The sequence below is a fragment of the Actinokineospora sp. UTMC 2448 genome, from assembly GCF_024760565.1.
Lineage (GTDB): Bacteria > Actinomycetota > Actinomycetes > Mycobacteriales > Pseudonocardiaceae > Actinokineospora > Actinokineospora fastidiosa.
On sequence record NZ_CP031087.1, the window covers coordinates 2,186,483 to 2,204,139 of the forward strand.

A 17,657-nucleotide genomic window follows, 5' to 3' on the forward strand; every position below is an offset into this window, starting at 1 on the left:
CGTTACCCTCGCCCGGGTGGCGTCCACCCGTGTCGAGCACGTGATCCACGGCTACCTCGACCACTTGGCGGTCGAGCGCGGAACCGCGGCCAACACCCTCGACGGATACACCCGCGACCTGCGGCGCTACCGCGACCACCTGAGCGGGCACGGGGTCGACGATCTCGCCGACGTCACCGAGCGGCACGTGTCGGCGTTCCTGGCCGCGCTGCGGGAGGGGACCGAGGACCATCCGCCGCTGGCCGCGTCCTCGGCAGCGCGGGCGCTCGTCGCCGTCCGGGGCCTGCACCGGTTCGCGGTGCTCGACGGGCTGGTGCCGCACGACCCGGCGCGCGAGGTGAAGCCGCCGACCCCGCCGCGGCGGCTGCCCAAGGCGCTGCCGGTCGACGACGTGCTGCGCCTGCTCGACACCCCCGCCCCCGACGGGCCCGGCGGGCTGCGCGACCGCGCGCTGCTGGAACTGCTGTACTCCACCGGCGCGCGGATCTCCGAGGCCGTCGGGCTCGACCTCGACGACATCGACGCCACCGACCGCGCGGTCCGGCTGGACGGCAAGGGCGGCAAGCAGCGGATCGTGCCGATCGGCCGCCCCGCGCTGGCCGCGCTGGACGCCTACCTGGTGCGCGCCCGGCCCGCGCTGGCCTCGGGCGGGCGCGGCTCGCCCGCGGTGTTCCTGAACGTGCGCGGGGGACGGCTGTCCCGGCAGAGCGCGTGGACCGCGCTCAAGACCGCGGCGGACGCGGCGGGGATCAGCGCGTCGGTCTCCCCGCACACGCTGCGGCACTCGTTCGCCACCCACCTGCTGGAAGGCGGCGCGGACGTGCGGGTCGTCCAGGAACTGCTCGGGCACGCGTCGGTGACGACCACGCAGATCTACACGCTGGTGACCGTCACCACATTGCAGGAGGTATACGTCAGCGCTCACCCGCGCGCGCTGGGGTAGCCTTCTGAATCGTGCCCACCTCTGTGCCTTCCGACCGTCCAGTGCGATGGGGAATCCTCGGCGCCGGGTTGATCGCCGGTGCCGTCGGCGCCGACATCGCCGCGTCGCCGTCCAGCGAAGTGGCCGCCGTCGGGGCCCGCGACCTCGACCGCGCGCGCAAGCTCGCCGACCGCCTGGGCGCGCCCCGGGCCTACGGCTCCTACGCCGAACTCGTCGCCGACCCTGACCTCGACGTCGTCTACGTCGCCACGACCCACGCCCACCACCACGAGCACGCGCTCCTGGCCATCGAGGCCGGGAAGAACGTGCTGGTGGAGAAGGCGTTCACGCTCACCGCCATGCAGGCGCAGGAGGTCGTCGCCGCGGCGGCCGCGCGGGACGTGTTCTGCATGGAGGCCATGTGGATGCGGATGAACCCGCTGGTGCGGCGCGCGCTGGAGATGGCGCGGGGCGGGTCCATCGGCCGCGTGCTCAGCGTGACGGCCGACCACGGCCAGCGGTTCGCCTACGACCCCAAGCACCGGCTGTTCGACCTCGACGCGGGCGGCGGCGCCCTGCTCGACCTCGGCGTCTACCCGGCGACGTTCGCCTGGATGTTCCTGGGCGCGCCGACCGGGGTGGCCACGACCGGTCACCTCTCGCCGACGGGCTCGGACGCGACGCTGGCCATGCAGTGGTCCTACGACGACGACCGCCACGCGCACGTCGCCTGCACCACCGAGGCCCAGACGCCCTGCCAGGCCACCGTGATCGGCACCGAGGGCTGGCTGCGCGTCGGGACCCCGCTCTACCGGCCGTGCGAGCTGACCGTGCACACCCGGGGCGGCGGCACCGAGGTGCTCACCGAGCCGCTGCCCGGCAACGGCTACGGCCCGCAGGTGGCCGAGGTGGAGCGCTGCCTGCGCGCCGGTCTCGCCGAGAGCCCGCTCGTCCCGCTGTCCGAGACCGTGGCCATCATGGGCCTGATGGACCGCGCCCGCGCTGACCTGGGGGTGCGTTACCCGGCTGATGGCTGACACGGCCCCGGTCGCGGTCTACGCTGTCCGGCCATGAGCGGAGTCGACGAGCCGCGCGAGCTGAGCCTGCCCGCCGTGCTGGCCGCGCTCAGCGACCCGACCCGGCTGGCCGTCGTGGCCCAGCTGATGGCCGCGCGGGAGATGCCGTGCGGGGCGCTGACCGTGTCCGTGGCCAAGTCGACCCTCTCGCAGCACCTGCGGGTGCTGCGTGAGGCCGGGATCACCCACACCCGTCCGGACGGCACGCAGCGGATGCTGTCGGTGCGCAGGGACGACCTCGACCGGGCGTTTCCCGGGCTCCTCGACGCCGTCGTCGGCGCGCTGGCCGGGGTGAATCGGTAACCGCCGATCGTTTGCGCACGGCGAGCCGCGTTGGTGGGTCCACCGCGCGCACTTACGCTGCGGTGGAGACCGATCGCAGGCGACAAGGAGCTAGATCGCCATGTCGACACTTCCGCCTCCGGGCGTGCGGCACGGCGGCACGGTGGAGCTGTCCATCGCGCCCCGCGCCGCGTCCGACGCCGACGACGACCTGCTCGACGACGTCTCGTCCACCGGAACCGGGCCCACCGGCAGGCCGCGGCGGCACATCCCCGAGCCGCCGCTGCTCGACCGGCACGGCCCCGCCCGGGTCCTGGCCGTGTGCAACCAGAAGGGCGGGGTCGGCAAGACGACGTCGACGATCAACCTCGGCGCGGCGCTGACGGAGTTCGGCAGGCGGGTGCTGCTCGTCGACTTCGACCCGCAGGGAGCGCTGTCGGTCGGCCTCGGCATCCCGGCCCACCAGCTCGACCGCACCATCTACAACGCGCTCATGGGGCAGGGCGTCGAACTGCGCGACGTCGTCGTGGGCACGTGCGTGGAGAACATGGACCTGCTGCCGAGCAACATCGACCTGTCGGCGGCCGAGGTGCAGCTGGTGTCGGAGGTGGGGCGCGAGCACGCGCTGCTGCGCACGCTGCGGCCGATCGTCGCCGAGTACGACTTCGTGCTGGTGGACTGCCAGCCGTCGCTCGGCCTGCTGACGGTGAACGCGCTGGCCGCCGCCGACGGCGTGCTCATCCCGCTGGAGTGCGAGTTCTTCAGCCTGCGCGGGGTCGCGCTGCTGATCGACACCATCGACAAGGTGCGCGAACGGCTCAACCCCAAGCTGGACATCACCGGGATTCTCGCCACCATGTTCGACCCGCGTACGCTGCACTCCCGCGAAGTGATGGCGCGAGTTGTGGAGGCGTTCGGCGAGACCGTGTTCGACACCGTCATCAACCGCACCGTGCGGTTCCCCGAGACCACCGTGGCAGGCGAGCCGATCACCACCTGGGCCCCGCGTTCTGCGGGCGCCCGCGCGTACCGCCAGCTGGCGCGTGAGGTGATAGCCCGGTGACCGACCGCCGCCCCGGCGCAACGCCCCGGCAGAAGCACGACGCCAAAATCACCGTGTACGTCTCCGACGAGGAGTTATTGGCCCTGGAGCACGCCCGCCTCGCCCTGCGCGCCCACCACGGCGTCGCCGTGGACCGCGGCCGCGTGGTGCGCGAGGCGGTGGCCGTCGTGCTGGCCGACCTGGCCGACAACGGCGCGGACTCGGTGCTGGTCCGGCGGCTGCGCCAGGACAGCGGGCCGTGACCGCCGTGTCCGACCCGCCCGCCGATGGCCGGTTCACCGTCCGGCTGGCGAACTTCGAGGGGCCGTTCGACCTGCTGTTGCAGTTGATCTCCCAGCACCAGCTCGACGTCACCGAGGTGGCGCTGCACCGGGTGACCGACGACTTCATCGCCCACATCCGGGCGCTCGGCGCGCACTGGGACCTCGACGAGACCACGGAGTTCCTGGTCATCGCCGCGACCCTGCTCGACCTCAAGGCCGCCCGCCTGCTGCCCGCTGGCGACGTGGAGGACGAGGAGGACCTGGCCCTGCTGGAGGCCAAGGACCTGCTGTTCGCCCGTCTGCTGCAGTACCGGGCGTACAAGCAGGTGGCGGCCCTGTTCGGCGAGCTGGAGGCGGGCGCGCTGCGGCGCTACCCGCGGTCGGTGGCGCTGGAGGACCGGTTCCAGGAGCTGCTGCCCGAGGTCATGCTGGGCGTGGACCCGGCCAGGTTCGCCGAGATCGCCGCCGCCGTGTTCCGCCCGAAGCCGCCGCCGACGGTGTCGATCGACCACCTGCACATGGGGAAGGTGTCGGTCAGGGAGACCGCGGCCCTGCTGCGCGTCCGCCTCGCCGAACACGGCACGCTGACCTTCGCCCAGCTGACCGAGGACTGCGAGCACACCATGGAAGTGGTGGCCCGGTTCCTGGCGCTGCTGGAGCTGTACCGGGAGGCGACGGTCCTGTTCACCCAGGAGGACCCGCTGGGCGAGCTGCGGGTGGAGTGGACCGGTGGGTCGCTTGAGGACGCCAAGGCGGCCGCGGCGACGGTGACGGACGAGGAAGAGGAGTACGGGTGACCGAGGACAACGTGCCCGCCACGGACACCGCCCCGGTCGACCCCGCCCCCGGGACGGAAGGGACGGGACCGCAGACCACCGGCCGAACCGCCCGAGAGGTGGCTGGCCGCGAACAGCCCACTGCTGACAATGCGGACACCACCGAGCGACACGCCGAGGCCGAGCCGCCCGATGCGGACTCATCCGAGCCCGAGCCCGAGCCCGAGCCCGAGCTGGCGGCCGAGCCGAAGCCGGCGCCCGAGCCGGAGCCCGAGTCGGCGGCCGAAAGGCCGGACAATGCCGTCGAGCAGGCTGCGGACGAAGCGGAGATCGCCGGGGGCCATGCGGTGGCTGGAGCCGAGGCCGGGTCGTCGGGGTCTGGGCAGGGGGCAGCCGAGACGGAGGCGTCCGCTGCCGTTCCGGACGAGACCGGCGCCCTCCCTCCCGAAGCACCCGCCGATGACCTCGTCCCGGTCGGCGACGAGCCCCCGCTGGCGGACGACGACGTCTTCGACGCCGCGCTCGAGGCCGTGTTGCTGGTCGTTGACGCGCCCATCGACGATGGCGCCCTGGCCGGGGCGCTCGACCAGCCCGTCAAGCGGGTGCGGGAAGGGCTGCGCCGTCTCGCCGACGGGTACACCGCGCGGCGGGCCGGGATTGACCTGCGGCGGTCCGGGGAGGGGTGGCGGTTCTACACCCGCGACGTCTACGCCCCCTACGTCGAGAAGCTGCTGCTCGACGGCCAGCGGACCAAGCTCACCAGGGCCGCTTTGGAGACGTTGGCCGTCATCGCCTACCGTCAGCCGGTGACGCGCTCGCGGGTGGCCGCGGTGCGCGGGGTGAACGTCGACGGCGTGATGCGGACGCTGGTGGTGCGCGGGCTGGTCGAGGAGACCGGCACCGACCCGGAGACCGGCGGCCACCTGTACCGCACGACCGAGTTGTTCCTGGAGCGGTTGGGGCTGTCCTCCCTTGCGGACCTGCCCCCGATCGCCCCGTTGTTGCCAGAAGTGGATGCGATCGACGATGTCGTCTAACCCGTCAGCCGAGGGGATCCGGCTGCAGAAAGTGCTGTCCCAGGCAGGGGTGGCCTCGCGCCGCGCCGCCGAGGACCTGATCGATCAGGGGCGGGTGAGCGTCGACGGCGAGGTCGTGCGCGAGCAGGGCCGCAGGGTCGACCCGTTGACGGCGGTGATCCACGTCGACGGGGTCAGGGTGAACGTGCGCGACGACCGCGTCTACCTCGCCCTGAACAAGCCGCGCGGCGTGCACTCCACCATGGAGGACGACCAGGGCAGGCCCTGCGTCGGCGACTACCTCCGGGGGCGCACCGAGCGGCTGTTCCACGTCGGACGCCTCGACGCCGACACCGAGGGCCTGCTGCTGCTGACCAACGACGGCGAGCTGGCCCACCGCCTCATGCACCCCTCCTACGAGGTCAGGAAGACCTACCTCGCCGAGGTGCCCGCCCCGGTCGGCCGCGACGTCGGGCGGACCCTGCGCCAGGGGATCATGCTGGAGGACGGCCCGGTCAAGGTCGACTCCTTCAAGCTGGTCGACAACTACGGCCACCGCGCGCTCGTCGAGGTCGTCATCCACGAGGGCCGCAAGCACATCGTCCGCAGGATGCTGGCCGAGGTGGGCTACCCGGTGCAGAGCCTGGTGCGCACCCGCATCGCCGACGTCGCGCTCGGCAACCAGCGGCCCGGATCGATCCGCGCGCTCAACCGCGCCGAGGTCGGCTCCCTCTACGGCGCGGTCGGGCTCTGAGGGTGCTGCGCCCCATCGCCCGGGGATGGGTCGTGCGCGGCGAGGTCCCCGGCCCGGACGTCGACGAGTTCGCCGACGAGGTGAGCGTCACCACGGCGCTGGCCCGCGCGTCCGCCGGGTCGCTGCTCGCCGTGCAGCACCCGCACCGCACGCCCGCGGCCATCGCCGCCGGGCTGACCCTGGACGACGCGCTGCCGTCGGCCAGGGCGGCCCTGCGGGAGCTCACCCGCCAGGCCTACCGGCCGGTGACCGACGTGATCGCCCCGTACCAGGTCGACGGCCCGGACGGCTCCGCGATCGGCCTGCTCTGCATGGTCGACCCGGACCCGGAGTTCGTCCGCCACAGCGAGGACGTCTTCCCCGACGTCGTCGCCGAGCGGGCGCGCGTGCTGTCCGGCCTGGGCGCGCTGACCAGCGCAGCGCTCCTCGTCCCCGTGCACTCCGGCGACGAGCTGACCGCGGCCGTCGCCTCGGCGACGACCGGCCCGCCCGCCGTGTCGACTGTGGACACCTCGGGGCGCAGGCACCGGCTGTGGCTGGTCGACTCGCCGGAGCTGCTGGCGGTCGCGTCGGCCGCGCCGCTGATGGTGGCCGACGGCAACCACCGCGTCGCCGCCGCTGCCCAGGCGGGCGGCCTGCTCGCGTTCGTCACCGCGGGCCCGGACCTGCGCATCCGCGGCTTCCACCGCGTCCTGCGCGGCGTCGACCCCGCGGCGCTGCTCGACGCGTGGCGCGCGCTGGACATCCGGCGGGCGCCCGACGCGATGCCGCCGACGCGGCCGGGCACCCTCGTGGCCGACCTGCGCGGCGACCGCTACGTCATAACGCTGCCGCGCGAGGACGGCGTCATCGATCACGCCGTCCTGGAGTCCCTGCTGGCCGCCGCGGGCATCGACCCGGCCGGTCCGCAGGTCCGCACGTTCCCCGACGGCCGTGAACCGCCCGACGCCGACGTCCTGCTCTACCTGGCGCCGGTCCCGCTGCCGGACGTCCTGGCCGTCCACGCCGCGGGCGGGCGGATGCCGCGCAAGAGCACGTACTTCACCCCGAAGCCGCGCAGCGGCCTGCTGATCGCCGAACTGGGCGGCTAGGCCGTCGCCGGGCGCACCCGGCGCTGCACCGCCATGGCCACCGGCTCCACCACGCGCGCCGCGATGGGCCCGAGGATCGCCATCAGCAGGACGTACGCCGTCGCCAGCGGGGCGAGCTGGGGATCGACCGCCCCCGTGCCCACCGCCAACCCGGCGATGACGATGGAGAACTCGCCGCGGGCGACCAGCGCGGCGCCCGCCCTGGCCCGGCCCATGCGGCCGATGCCCTGGTGGCGGGCGGCGAACCAGCCGGTGGCCACCTTGGTCAGCGTCGTGATCACCGCCAGCGCCACCGCGAAGCCCAGCACCGGCGGGATCTCGCGCGGGTCGGTGTTCAGGCCGAACACCACGAAGAACATGGCGGCGAACAGGTCGCGCAGCGGCTCCAGCAGCTTGGTGGCGTTCTCCGCCGTGGACCCCGAGATCGCGATCCCCAGCAGGAACGCGCCCACGGCCGCGGACACCTGCAGCTGCGAGGCGATCCCGGCGACCAGCAGCGCGGCGCCCAGCACGCGCAGCAGGAACACCTCCGGCTCGGGGCTGTCGACGACCATCGACACGAACCGCCCGAACCGCAGCGCGATCACCAGGACCACGGTGATCGCGATGAGCGCGACGCCCACCGCCGTCAGGCCGCCGAGCAGTGTCGCGCCCGCGAGCAGCGCGGTCAGGATCGGCAGGTAAATGGCCATCGCCAGGTCCTCGAAGACCAGGATCGACAGCACCACCGGCGTCTCCCGGTTGCCCAGCCTGCCCAGGTCGCCGAGGACCTTGGCGATGATGCCGGACGAGGAGATGTAGGTGACGCCCGCCATCGCCAGCGCCCCGACCGGCCCCCAGCCCAACATCAGCGCGACCGCGACGCCGGGCAGCGTGTTGAGGACGATGTCGAGGATGCCCGCCAGCCACGAGCGGCGCAGGCCGGTCACCAGTTCGGCCGCCGAGTACTCCAGTCCGAGCAGCAGCAGGAGCAGCACGACGCCGATCTCGCCCGCGATCTCGGTGAACGGCTCGATGCCCTCCAGCGGGATCAGCCCGCCAGCGCCGAAGGCCAGGCCGCCGACGAGGTACAGCGGGATGGGGGAGATGCCGATCTTCCAGGCGAGCCTGCCGAGCACGCCGAGACCGAAGAAGACCGCACCGAGTTCTATCAGCGAGATCGCTGTGTGGTGCACGCGCGGTCAGCCGGTTTCGAGGACTTCGACGGCCTTGGACAGGCCCTCCGCCGTCCCGACCGTCACCAGCATGTCGCTGCCCGCCAGCCGGAAGTCCGGCCGGGGCGACGGGTGCACGGTACCGCCGCGCACGACCGCCACCACCGACACGGCGGTGCGGGTGCGCAGGGCGGTGTCACCCAGCGTGCGCCCGTCGTAGGGGGAGTTCGGGGCCAGCGGGAGCTGCCGGGTCGTGACGCCCGCCACGTCCCGGTTCTGCTCCTCCAGCTGCGCGACCAGGCTCGGCGCGCCGAGCAGGTTCGCCAGCGTGGCGGACTCCTCGACGGACAGCGGGATCGACGCGATGCACGAGTCCGGGTCCTCGCGCTTGGCCACGATCAGGTCGAAGTGGCCGTCCCGGTACGTGATCACCCCGATCCGCCTGCCGGATTTGGACACGAAGTCCTGGCGCGTGCCTATCCCGGGTAGCGGGGTCACCTCGACGTTCACCACACCACCGTAACAACCTCCGCGTCCGTTTCCTTCCGCACCGGGCGGATCGGGGTGTCGAAGAGCGCGGCGAGCCGGGGCAGCGGCGGCTCGGGCCCGTCGTCGGGGGCGGGGAAGCACTCGCAGTCGAGCCCGCAGACCTCCAGCACCGCCCGCGCCAGCGACGGCCACGCTGGCTGGTCGGCGACCGCCCAGCCGCCCGCCAACGCCCGCACCCTCGGCACGTCGGCGAGGCTGTCGGGGTCGGCGAGGGCCCGCTCGACCGCGGTCCGCCCGAGCGACAGCAACCACGGCTGGAAGTCCCAGTAGGCGTCATCCCCGAGCCGCCGCCCGAGCACGACCCGAGCCGCGGCCCGCAGCCCGGGCGTGTCCACCCGAGCGGCGACGAGGTGCCGGTGGAAGTCGACCGCGCTGGCCCTCGGCAACCGCCCCAACTCGGTCACCACGAACTCGGTCCGCTCCCGCTCGGTGGGCCGCTCGGCCGCCCGCCCCAGCAACTCCCAGAACGCCGCCGCCGTCATGGTCATCGGCCAGCCTCCCCGAGTCTCGACAGTCGGTCACCCGCGGCGCCCGGACGGCAGCCCACGCCGTCCGGCCTCCCTCGGCCCCGGGATACCGATCATGGTCGCAGGAGGGACTGACAGTCGGTCAGGCGAAGAGGCTTCGGGCGATGATCTCGCGTTGGATCTCCGACGTGCCCTCGTAGATGCGCGGCGCCCGGACCTCCCGGTACAGGTGCTCCAGCAGGTGACCCCGCTCCAGCGCCCGCGCCCCGTGGACCTGGACCGCCAGGTCGACGGCGACCTGCGCGGTCTCCGTGGCGAACAGCTTCGCCATCGCCGAGAGGTGGCCCGACGTGCCGGGGGCGGCGTCGTAGGCCGAGGCGGCGTCGTAGACCAGGAGGCGGGCCGCGCGGAGGCGGGTGGCGACGTCGGCCAGTTGGTGGGAGACGCCCTGGAAGGCCGAGAGTGCCTTGCCGAACGCGTGCCGCTGGGCGGCGTGGGCGACGGCGGCGTCCAGGGCGGCCTGGGCCATGCCCACGGCGAACGCGCCGACGCTCGGGCGGAACAGGTCCAGGGTGCGCATCGCCGCCGCCCAGCCGCCGCCGACGTCGCCGATCAGCTGGTCGCGCCACACCGGGACGCCGTCGAAGCGGAGGGTGCCGATGGCGTGGGGGGCCATCAGGTCGAGGTGGTCGCCGCGCAGGCCGGGGCTGTCGCGGGGCACGGCGAAGGCGGTGATGCCGCGCCTGCCGTCGCCGGTCCTGGCGAACACCGAGTACACCTCGGCCTCGGGCGCGTGCGAGATGTAGGTCTTCGTGCCGGTCAGCCGCCACCCGTCGCCCGCGGAGGTGGCGGTCAGGGCGAGGGCCGCGGCGTCGGAGCCCGCGTCGGGCTCGGTGAGCGCGAAGCCGACCGCCGCGCGTCCGGCCGCGATCTCCGGCAGCCAGCGGTCGGCGGCGGGACCGCCCGCCAGCAGCATCGGGTACGCGCCGAGGCCCTGCAGCGCGAACGCCGTCTCCGCCTCGGTGCAGTGCCGCGCCAGGCCCTCCCGGATCTCGCAGAGCTCCACCGCCGACGTCGGCAGGTACGACCCCTCCGACTGCCGGAAGATGTGCGCCAGCAGGCCGTGCTCGGCCAGCGCCGCCAGCAGCGCCCGGTTGATCCGCCCCGGCACGCCCTGCCGGGCCGCCTCGGACAGCGGCCCGGCCGCCAGCTCCTCGGCGCGTTCGCGCAGGCTCATACGACCGCCACCCCGACCAGCTCGATCATCGCCTCCCGGTCGAACAGCTCGACCACCCCGAACAGCGCCACCGCCGGGTAGTGCCGCCCGAAGTGCTTGCGCCACAACGGCCCCAGCTCGTCCAGCGCCGCCTTGTACGCCGCCACGTCCGTCACGTAGATCTGCACCGACACCAGGTCGCCCGGCTCGCCGCCCGCGGCCGCCAGCGCGGCGACCACGTTGCCCGCGGCGACGTCGAACTGCTCGGCCATCGTCGTGCCCACGATCGCGCCGGAGGCGTCCTGCGCGGTCTGCCCGCCCAGGTACACCGCCGACCCGGGCGCGGCGACGACGGCGTGCGCGAACCCGACCGGCGGGGCCAGCTCGGGCGCGGTGACCACGCGGTGCCTGCTCATCGTCCACTCCAGACCGGACGGCGGCCGCCGGACCAGGCCGCGTAGAACTCGGCGTGGTCCTCCGTGCGCATCATCAGCGCCTGCGCCACGGCCTCCAGCTCGATCGCGCTGGCCAGGTCCATGTCCTGTTCGCGGGTCAGCAGCACCTTCGTCGCCGAGTACGCCTGCGCGGGGCCGTCGGCCAGCCGCCGGGCCAGCGCCTGGGTCTCGGCGGGCAGGTCGTCGACCACCCGGGTGGCCAGGCCGATCCGCTCGGCGCGCTCGGCGTCCACGCTGTCGCCGAGCATCAGCAGCTCGGTGGCCCGGCCGAGCCCGACGATGCGCGGCAGCAGGTACGCCGAGCCCATGTCCGCGCCCGCCAGCCCGACACGGGTGAACAGGAACGCGAACTTCGCCTCGCGGGCCAGCAGCCGGAAGTCCGCGGCCAGCGCCAGCACCGACCCGGCGCCCGCGGCCACCCCGTTGACGGCGGCGATCACCGGCAGCGGGCACTCCCGCAGCGCGCGCACCACCGCGCCGGTCATCCTGGTGAACTCCAGCAGGCCGACGACGTCCAGCTTCCGCAGCTCGCCGATGATCTCCTCGACGTCGCCGCCGGAGCAGAAGCCCCGCCCCTCGCCGCGCAGCACCAGCACCCGCGCGTCGCCGCGGTGCGGCAGTTCGGCCAGCAGGTCGCGCAGGTCGGCGTAGGCGTCGAAGGTCAGGGCGTTCAGCTTCTCCGGCCGGTTGAGGGTGACCGTGGCGACGCCGTCGTCGACGGTGAAGCCGAAGTGCGCCCATTCCCGGGTGAACCCGGGCGAGGCCCGGTACGGGCTCATGTGACTCCTCCTCCATCCAGGACCAGCGCCTGGCCGTTCACCGCGGCCGCGTCGGCCAGGAACAGCACGGCGTCGGCGACCTCGTCGGGCTCCAGCAGCCTGCCCAGCGGCGACATCCCGGCGATGGACCGCTCGGCGTCGGCCTCGGACCGGCCGGTCAGGTGCGCGACCCTGCGCACCGACTCGGTGGTCATGTCGGTGCGCACGAACGTCGGGCAGACGGCGTTGCAGGTGACCCCGGTGCCCGCGACCTCGGCCGCGACCGCCCGCATCAGGCCGACCGCGGCGTGCTTGGCCGCGCTGTACGCCGAGGTGTAGCGCGCGCCCGCCAGACCGGCCGTCGACGCCACGGTGATGATCCGGCCGTGGTCGCGCTCGACCATGCCCGGCAGCGCGGCCCTGGTGCAGAGGAACGCGCCCAGCGCGTTGACGTCCATAGTGGACCGCCACTGCTCGACGGTCGTGCGGGCCAGCGGAGCGCTCGTGGCGATCCCGGCGTTGTTGACGAGCACGTCGACCGGCCCGACGCGCTCGAACAGCGCCGCCACCGCCGACTCGTCCGTCACGTCGCACTCGGCGCGCCCGACCGCCACCACCGCGTCGCCCAGCGCGCCGAAGCGGGCGGCGACGGCCGCGCCGATGCCCCGCGTGCCGCCGGTGACCAGCACCCGCCTCATGGCAGCGCCCTCCGGTCGAGCTTGCCGTTGGCGGTGCGGGGGAGTTCGGCGAGGAACACGACCTTCTCCGGGGTCTTGTGCGGGGACAGCCGCGCGCGGACGTACTCGCGCAGCTCCTCGCCCTCCACCCCGTCGCCGACCACGTAGGCCCACAGCCGCGTGAGGCCGTCGGTGTCGTGGCCCGCGACCGCGCACTCGACGACGGCCGGGTGGCCGATCAGGCAGTGCTCGATCTCGGCAGGCGCGACCCAGACGCCGCTGACCTTGAGCAGGTCGTCTGCCCGGCCGCGGTAGGTGAACGCGCCGTCCGGCCCCCGCGTGACCAGGTCGGCCGTGCGCACGGTCCCCGGCGCGGGGAACGTCAGCGCGGTCTTGTCGGGGTCGCCCTCGTAGCGCAGGGCGACGCTGTCGCCGGTGACCTCCAGCGCGCCGACCGTGCCGTCGGGCACCTCGGCGCCGTCGGGGTCGACCACCCGCGCTGTGTAGCCCGGGACGGGCACGCCGATGGTGCCCGGCCGCGGCGTGCCGGGCCGGTTGGACAGGAAGATGTGGTACGCCTCCGACGAGCCCATCCCGTCGACCACCTCGACGCCGAAGCGGTCCATCCACTTGCGGTGCAGCTCCCTCGGCAGCGCCTCGCCAGCCGACGTGCACAGCCGCAGGCAGCTCAGGTCCTGATCGGACGGATGGGCCACCATCGCGCTCATCATCGTCGGCACGTTGACCAGGATCGTCGGCCGGTGCTCCGCGATGAGGTCGAACACGCGCTCGGGCGTGGTCCGCTCGGGGAACACGACGCCCGCGCCGCCCGCGCCGAACGGGAACAGGGCGGCGAGGTCGCGGGCGTAGCCGAAGAACAGCTTGGGCACCGGGAGGACGACGTCGTCGCGGTCGAGCGCCAGCACGCCCTGGGCGTAGGCGAGGTTGCTGAACAGCGGGCTGCGGGCGGTGTGCACGCACGCCTTGGGCCTGCCCGTGCTGCCCGTGGTGAACTTCCAGAGCACCTCGTCGTCCAGCCCGACCGGCGCCGTCTCGGCCTCCGGGGTGGCGGCCTCGGCCAGCACGTCGAGGTCGAACTCGTTGTCCCGCAGGTCCCGGCCGCCCGCGTCCGCGACGAGCACGCGGCGGCCCCCGGTCCCGGCCTCGCGGACGCGGTCGATCGTCATCGAATCGACGATCACCACGGTGGCGTCGGTGTAGCCGATGAAGTAGGCGAGGTCCTTGGCGGGCAGGAAGGTGTAGACCTCGGCGGTGACCGCGCCCGCGCGCTGCGCGCCGAACCAGGCGGCGACGAAGTCCAGGCCGTCGGACAGGGCGAGCAGCACCCTGTCGCCCTGCCCCACGCCCAACGCGCGCAGCACCCCGGCCAAGCGGTTGGCCCGCTCGGTGAGCGCGGCGTAGGTGACCGGGCCGTCGGTGGTCAACAGCGCGGTGCGGGGGCCGTCGCCGCGATCGAGGGCGGCGTCGAGGAAGCGGGCGGCGATGTTGGCGTCCATCACTCCTCCGTGACCAGCTCGGCGATCGTCTCCAGCAGCAGTTCGGCCAGGGTGTCGAAAGTGGACTCGCCCTCGGCGGCGCTGGCCTCGGCGGGCGCGCCGCAGTAGGCGCGGTCCATGCCCATCGCCGGGAAGTCCTCGGCGCCCGCCCGCATCCGCGCGGGCATGTCGACGTGGTTCTCCGGCAGGCCTGCCATGGCCTCGGCGTCGACCAGGTCGGGCCGGTCGGCCAGGACCAGCGAGGTCTCGTAGCGGCCCGCGTGGCAGGAGCCGGTGCGGAACTCCTCGGTCAGCCGCTGGGCGACGGCCCGCCGGGTCAGGTCCAGGTGGCCGGTCCGCACGCCGCGCTCGGCCAGCGTCCGCACGGCCCTGCGGACCGCGGCGACCTGGCCGGGCTCGAAGTGGTTGTTGACGATCACCACGTGCGGGAACCCCTGTGCGGCGAGGGAAGCGCACACCTGGACGATCAGGTCGTGCAGCACGTCCTCCTCGACGCCGACCGCGCCCGGGAACGCCGCGCTCATGCGCGTCACGCCGTAGGGGATCGGCGGCAGCACGCGCACCGGGACCCGGGCGGCGACCCGCTCGCACACGCCGGTCGAGATCAGCAGGTCGGTGTTGAGCGGCGCGTGCGGGCCGTGCGGCTCGATCGCGCCGAGCGGCAGCAGCAGCACCGGCGGGTCGGCGGCGAGCGCGCCCACCGCGGGGGAGGTCAGGTCGGCGAAGTTCACCCCAGCTCCTCCAGCGGTGTCGGCCGAGGGCTCAGCGCGCACAGGTCGGCGCGGCCAGCGGCGAGGACGGTGTTGGCCTCGTCCGCGGTGGTGAGGTAGCCGCCGACCAGCGTGCGGACCCCGGCCTCCGCGCGCACGCGGTCCGACAGCGCCGTGAGGTGGCCGGGCCCGTAGTCGGGCCGGGACTCGGCGACGGTGTGCCCGGCCCGCACGTGCACCACGTCCGCGCCGCGCTCCCGCGCCTGGCGGGCGATGGCCACGCCGTCGTCGGCGGTCAGGCCGCCGGGGGCGAGGTCGTCGACGCAGAGCCGGACGATCAGCGGCCCGGCCCACGCCGCGCGCACGGCGTCGAGCACGGCCAGCGGGAACGCCCGGGTCTCCGGGCGGCGGTTGGTGAGCGGCGACAGGAAACCGGCCAGCAGGTGCCCGTCCGCGAGGTCCAACTCCAGCACGTCCGCGTCCCCAGCGTGCCCCGCCGCCGCAACGAACCGCGCGGTGAGGCCGTCGAGGTCCGTCAGCTCGGTCGGGACGGCGCTGAACGGGCCGTACGGGAGCGCGGACGCGGCCACCAGCGGCCACGCCTGGTCCGGCGGCAGCGGGATGTCCGCGCCCCACTCCGGCGACCGGGTGGCCCCGCGCGCCCCGGCGTGGGTCAGCCGGACGGCGAGCAGGCCGCCCGCGGCGTGGACGGCGTCGGCCAGCTTGGTCCACGGCTCCGGCGAGTCCAGCACCGGCGTCTCCGGGCAGACGCGCCCCTCCGGCGACACCGCCGCCGCGACCGCGACCAGGCCCGCGCCCGCGCGGACCGCGTCGACCGCCGACCCCGGCGACGCGTCGGCGACCATCCGGTTCGGCAGCCGCACAGCGCCGAGGTCGAGCGGGGTGAACACCGGCGGCGGTACCACGGCGCCCGGCGCCGCGCCCGCGAACGCGGCGTCGGCCACCCGCACCAGGTCCGGATCGCGGGCGGCGAGGTTGGCGTGCGAGACCCGGCCGCTGCGGGTGAGCAGGTTGACCGCGAACTGGATCGGCCGGTAGCCGGTGTAGCGGGCGGTGCGCAGGAAGTACGCCGCGCTGTCGCCCGCGGCCTTCTGGAACCGCTCGACGACGGGCTGGCGCTCGCCCTCGTACTCGGCCAGCGCGGCGGTCAGGTCGCCGTTGCGCTCCAGCGCCGCGGCGAGGGCGACCGCGTCCTCCATCGCCAGCTTCGTGCCCGAGCCGATGGAGAAGTGCGCGGTGTGCGCGGCGTCGCCGATGAGCACGAGGTTGCCGTCGTACCAGCGCTTGCAGCTCACCCGGGGGAAGTCGAGCCAGCGCGAGCGGTTGGACAGCAGCGCGTGCCCGGCCAGGTCCTCGGCGAAGACCCGCTCGCAGAAGGCGATGCTCTCCGCCTCGGTGACGCCGTCCAGCCCGGCACGCCGCCACACCGGCTCGGCGCACTCGACGATCCACGTGCCCCGGTGCTCGTCGAACGGGTAGGCGTGCGCCTGGAACAGGCCGTGCTCGGTCTCGCGGAAACTGAAGGTGAACGCGTCCAGCGGCAGGTCGGTGCCGAACCAGACGTACTTGCCGCCCTCGGGGCGCACGGCCGCGCCGAACCGCCGGGCGTCGCGGAAGCGGCTGTTGGCCCCGTCCGCGGCCACCACGAGGTCGGCGTCCGGCAGCGTGTCGACCTCCACGCCGAAGCGCAGGTCCGCGCCCAGGTCGCGGGCGCGCTCCTGCAGGATCGCCAGCAGCCGGGTGCGGGCGATCGCGGTGAAGTCGTTGCCGCCCGCGCGCACGAGCCTGCCGCCGAACCGGATGTCCACAGCGGACCAGCGGGCGAAGGAGTCGGTGATGGCCTGGTGCGTGGGCACGTCCGCGTCGCGCAGCGCGCCGAGCGTGCCCGCGGAGAACACCACGCCCCAGCCGAACGTGGCGTCGGGGGCGTTGCGCTCCAGCACCGTGACCGGGTGCCCGGCCTTGCGCAGCAGGATCGCCAGGTAGAGCCCGGCGGGCCCGCCGCCGATGACGACCGTCCTCACGCGACCACCTCGGCCAGCCGCTCCGCCTCCGCGGGGTCGGCGGTGGACGGGAACAGGATCAGCTCGTCGCAGCCCGCGTCGGCGTAGCCGCGGATGAAGTCGCGCACCTCGCGCGCGGTGGTCAGCGCCCCGGCCGCGATGCGCTCGGCGAACGGGCCGGTGAAGGCGTAGTAGTCGCGCAGGTAGTCCCGGCCTCGGTCGGCGTCGGTGAGCGCGATGTAGCCCTGGCCCCAGAGCCACGGGCTGCCCGGGCGGCCCAGGTCCTGCCAGGCTGCGCGCGCCTTCGCCGCGGCGGAGGCGAACGCCCGGGGCGGGCCGCCGCCGTGGGCGTAGCCGTCGCCGTAACGGGCCATCCTGGCCAGCGCGGCCCCGCTCGACCCGCCGACGAGCAGGCCGACGCCGGGTCCGCCGAAGCGCGGCACGGGGAACTCGGCGATCTCGCCGCGCAGGTAGGCCAGCTGGGTGGACAGCGCCCGGCCCCTGGTCCGGTGGTCGGCGCCCGCGGCCGCGTAGTCGTCGCGGCGGGCGCCGACGGCCAGGCCGAGGGTGAGCCTGCCGGGGGCGAGCGTGTCGATCGCGGCGGCCTGCTTGGCCAGCAGTGCGGGGGAGCGCAGCGGGCCGATGGCGATCATCGTGGCCAGCCCGATCCGGGTGGTCACCGCGGCGGCGGCCGACAGCGCGGCGAAGGGCTCGACGCTGTCGTAGCGGAGCCGGTCGAGGACGCCCAGGGTGCTGAACGGACCCGCGTCGGCCGCTCGCGCCCAGTCCAGCAGGCCGGTCCCGGTCACCCCGGGGACGGTCGTGGGCAATCCGATTCCGACCTGCACCAGCCACACCACCCTGTGCGCCGACGGTCCTGCGGACGA

General features: G+C 74.3%; 19 protein-coding genes and 1 pseudogene. 9 read left to right on the forward strand and 11 right to left on the reverse strand.

Going from position 1 to position 17,657, the window contains the following annotated elements; genetic code table 11:
* Nucleotides 1-40 precede the first annotated feature (40 nt).
* The 9 genes and pseudogenes from xerD (at nucleotide 41) to Actkin_RS10420 (ending at nucleotide 7,243) form a co-directional block, all read left to right on the forward strand.
* Nucleotides 41-943 (forward strand): site-specific tyrosine recombinase XerD, encoded by a 903-nt coding sequence (gene xerD, locus Actkin_RS10380; protein ID WP_258907900.1) that lies wholly within the window; start codon nucleotides 41-43, stop codon nucleotides 941-943.
* A 41-nt stretch (nucleotides 944-984) separates the two neighbouring features.
* Complete coding sequence (locus tag Actkin_RS10385) at nucleotides 985-1,959, forward strand: Gfo/Idh/MocA family protein (RefSeq protein WP_189214224.1); 975 nt, start codon at nucleotides 985-987, stop codon at nucleotides 1,957-1,959.
* Nucleotides 1,960-1,992: 33 nt separating this feature from the next.
* Complete coding sequence (locus tag Actkin_RS10390) at nucleotides 1,993-2,301, forward strand: ArsR/SmtB family transcription factor (RefSeq protein ID WP_189214225.1); 309 nt, start codon at nucleotides 1,993-1,995, stop codon at nucleotides 2,299-2,301.
* 100 nt (nucleotides 2,302-2,401) lie between these two features.
* Complete coding sequence (locus tag Actkin_RS10395; protein WP_258906870.1) at nucleotides 2,402-3,343, forward strand: ParA family protein; 942 nt, start codon at nucleotides 2,402-2,404, stop codon at nucleotides 3,341-3,343.
* A gap of 26 nt (nucleotides 3,344-3,369) precedes the next feature.
* Nucleotides 3,370-3,585: pseudogene (locus Actkin_RS10400) on the forward strand (hypothetical protein); the annotation flags it as partial.
* Nucleotides 3,582-4,403: a segregation and condensation protein A gene (locus tag Actkin_RS10405; RefSeq protein ID WP_258906871.1), complete on the forward strand. Its 822-nt coding sequence runs from the start codon at nucleotides 3,582-3,584 to the stop codon at nucleotides 4,401-4,403. The pseudogene Actkin_RS10400 and the gene Actkin_RS10405, both read left to right, overlap by 4 nt.
* A gap of 212 nt (nucleotides 4,404-4,615) precedes the next feature.
* Nucleotides 4,616-5,419: an SMC-Scp complex subunit ScpB gene (gene scpB, locus Actkin_RS10410; RefSeq protein WP_258907901.1), complete on the forward strand. Its 804-nt coding sequence runs from the start codon at nucleotides 4,616-4,618 to the stop codon at nucleotides 5,417-5,419.
* The gene (locus tag Actkin_RS10415) at nucleotides 5,397-6,152 is read left to right on the forward strand and encodes a pseudouridine synthase (RefSeq protein WP_189214229.1); all 756 of its coding nucleotides are present in this window, start codon (nucleotides 5,397-5,399) and stop codon (nucleotides 6,150-6,152) included. The genes scpB and Actkin_RS10415 overlap by 23 nt, the downstream gene beginning before the upstream one ends.
* Nucleotides 6,153-6,184: 32 nt before the next feature.
* A complete protein-coding gene (locus Actkin_RS10420) occupies nucleotides 6,185-7,243 on the forward strand; it encodes a DUF1015 family protein (RefSeq protein WP_258906872.1) in 1,059 nt (352 codons plus the stop codon).
* Here the strand turns inward: Actkin_RS10420 and Actkin_RS10425 are convergent.
* The 11 genes from Actkin_RS10425 to Actkin_RS10475 form a co-directional block, all read right to left on the reverse strand.
* On the reverse strand, nucleotides 7,240-8,418 hold the full coding sequence (locus Actkin_RS10425) for a cation:proton antiporter (RefSeq protein ID WP_189214230.1): 1,179 nt from the start codon (nucleotides 8,416-8,418) through the stop codon (nucleotides 7,240-7,242). The two genes, Actkin_RS10420 and Actkin_RS10425, sit on opposite strands and share 4 nt — an antisense overlap.
* Before the next feature lie 6 nt (nucleotides 8,419-8,424).
* Nucleotides 8,425-8,907, reverse strand: coding sequence for a cation:proton antiporter regulatory subunit (locus Actkin_RS10430; RefSeq protein WP_189214231.1), 483 nt, complete (start codon nucleotides 8,905-8,907; stop codon nucleotides 8,425-8,427).
* Complete coding sequence (locus tag Actkin_RS10435; RefSeq protein WP_258906873.1) at nucleotides 8,904-9,434, reverse strand: DUF4240 domain-containing protein; 531 nt, start codon at nucleotides 9,432-9,434, stop codon at nucleotides 8,904-8,906. Before Actkin_RS10435 ends, Actkin_RS10430 begins: the two co-directional genes overlap by 4 nt.
* A 121-nt stretch (nucleotides 9,435-9,555) precedes the next feature.
* Nucleotides 9,556-10,650 carry an acyl-CoA dehydrogenase family protein gene (locus Actkin_RS10440; protein WP_258906874.1) on the reverse strand — a complete coding sequence of 365 codons (1,095 nt, stop codon included), beginning with the start codon at nucleotides 10,648-10,650 and terminating at the stop codon, nucleotides 9,556-9,558.
* Nucleotides 10,647-11,045 carry a RidA family protein gene (locus Actkin_RS10445; RefSeq protein ID WP_258906875.1) on the reverse strand — a complete coding sequence of 133 codons (399 nt, stop codon included), beginning with the start codon at nucleotides 11,043-11,045 and terminating at the stop codon, nucleotides 10,647-10,649. The genes Actkin_RS10440 and Actkin_RS10445 overlap by 4 nt, the downstream gene beginning before the upstream one ends.
* Nucleotides 11,042-11,863 carry an enoyl-CoA hydratase family protein gene (locus Actkin_RS10450; RefSeq protein WP_258906876.1) on the reverse strand — a complete coding sequence of 274 codons (822 nt, stop codon included), beginning with the start codon at nucleotides 11,861-11,863 and terminating at the stop codon, nucleotides 11,042-11,044. The genes Actkin_RS10445 and Actkin_RS10450 overlap by 4 nt, the downstream gene beginning before the upstream one ends.
* Nucleotides 11,860-12,540, reverse strand: coding sequence for an SDR family NAD(P)-dependent oxidoreductase (locus tag Actkin_RS10455; protein WP_258906877.1), 681 nt, complete (start codon nucleotides 12,538-12,540; stop codon nucleotides 11,860-11,862). Before Actkin_RS10455 ends, Actkin_RS10450 begins: the two co-directional genes overlap by 4 nt.
* Entirely contained in the window at nucleotides 12,537-14,036 is a 1,500-nt protein-coding gene (locus tag Actkin_RS10460; RefSeq protein WP_258906878.1) for a benzoate-CoA ligase family protein, read from the reverse strand. Before Actkin_RS10460 ends, Actkin_RS10455 begins: the two co-directional genes overlap by 4 nt.
* Nucleotides 14,036-14,767, reverse strand: a complete 732-nt coding sequence (locus tag Actkin_RS10465; RefSeq protein WP_258906879.1) for a creatininase family protein — start codon at nucleotides 14,765-14,767, stop codon at nucleotides 14,036-14,038. Before Actkin_RS10465 ends, Actkin_RS10460 begins: the two co-directional genes overlap by 1 nt.
* On the reverse strand, nucleotides 14,764-16,791 hold the full coding sequence (locus tag Actkin_RS10470) for an FAD-dependent monooxygenase (RefSeq protein ID WP_258906880.1): 2,028 nt from the start codon (nucleotides 16,789-16,791) through the stop codon (nucleotides 14,764-14,766). Before Actkin_RS10470 ends, Actkin_RS10465 begins: the two co-directional genes overlap by 4 nt.
* Nucleotides 16,788-17,618 carry an LLM class flavin-dependent oxidoreductase gene (locus tag Actkin_RS10475; RefSeq protein WP_258906881.1) on the reverse strand — a complete coding sequence of 277 codons (831 nt, stop codon included), beginning with the start codon at nucleotides 17,616-17,618 and terminating at the stop codon, nucleotides 16,788-16,790. The genes Actkin_RS10470 and Actkin_RS10475 overlap by 4 nt, the downstream gene beginning before the upstream one ends.
* Between the last annotated feature and the right edge of the window lie 39 nt (nucleotides 17,619-17,657).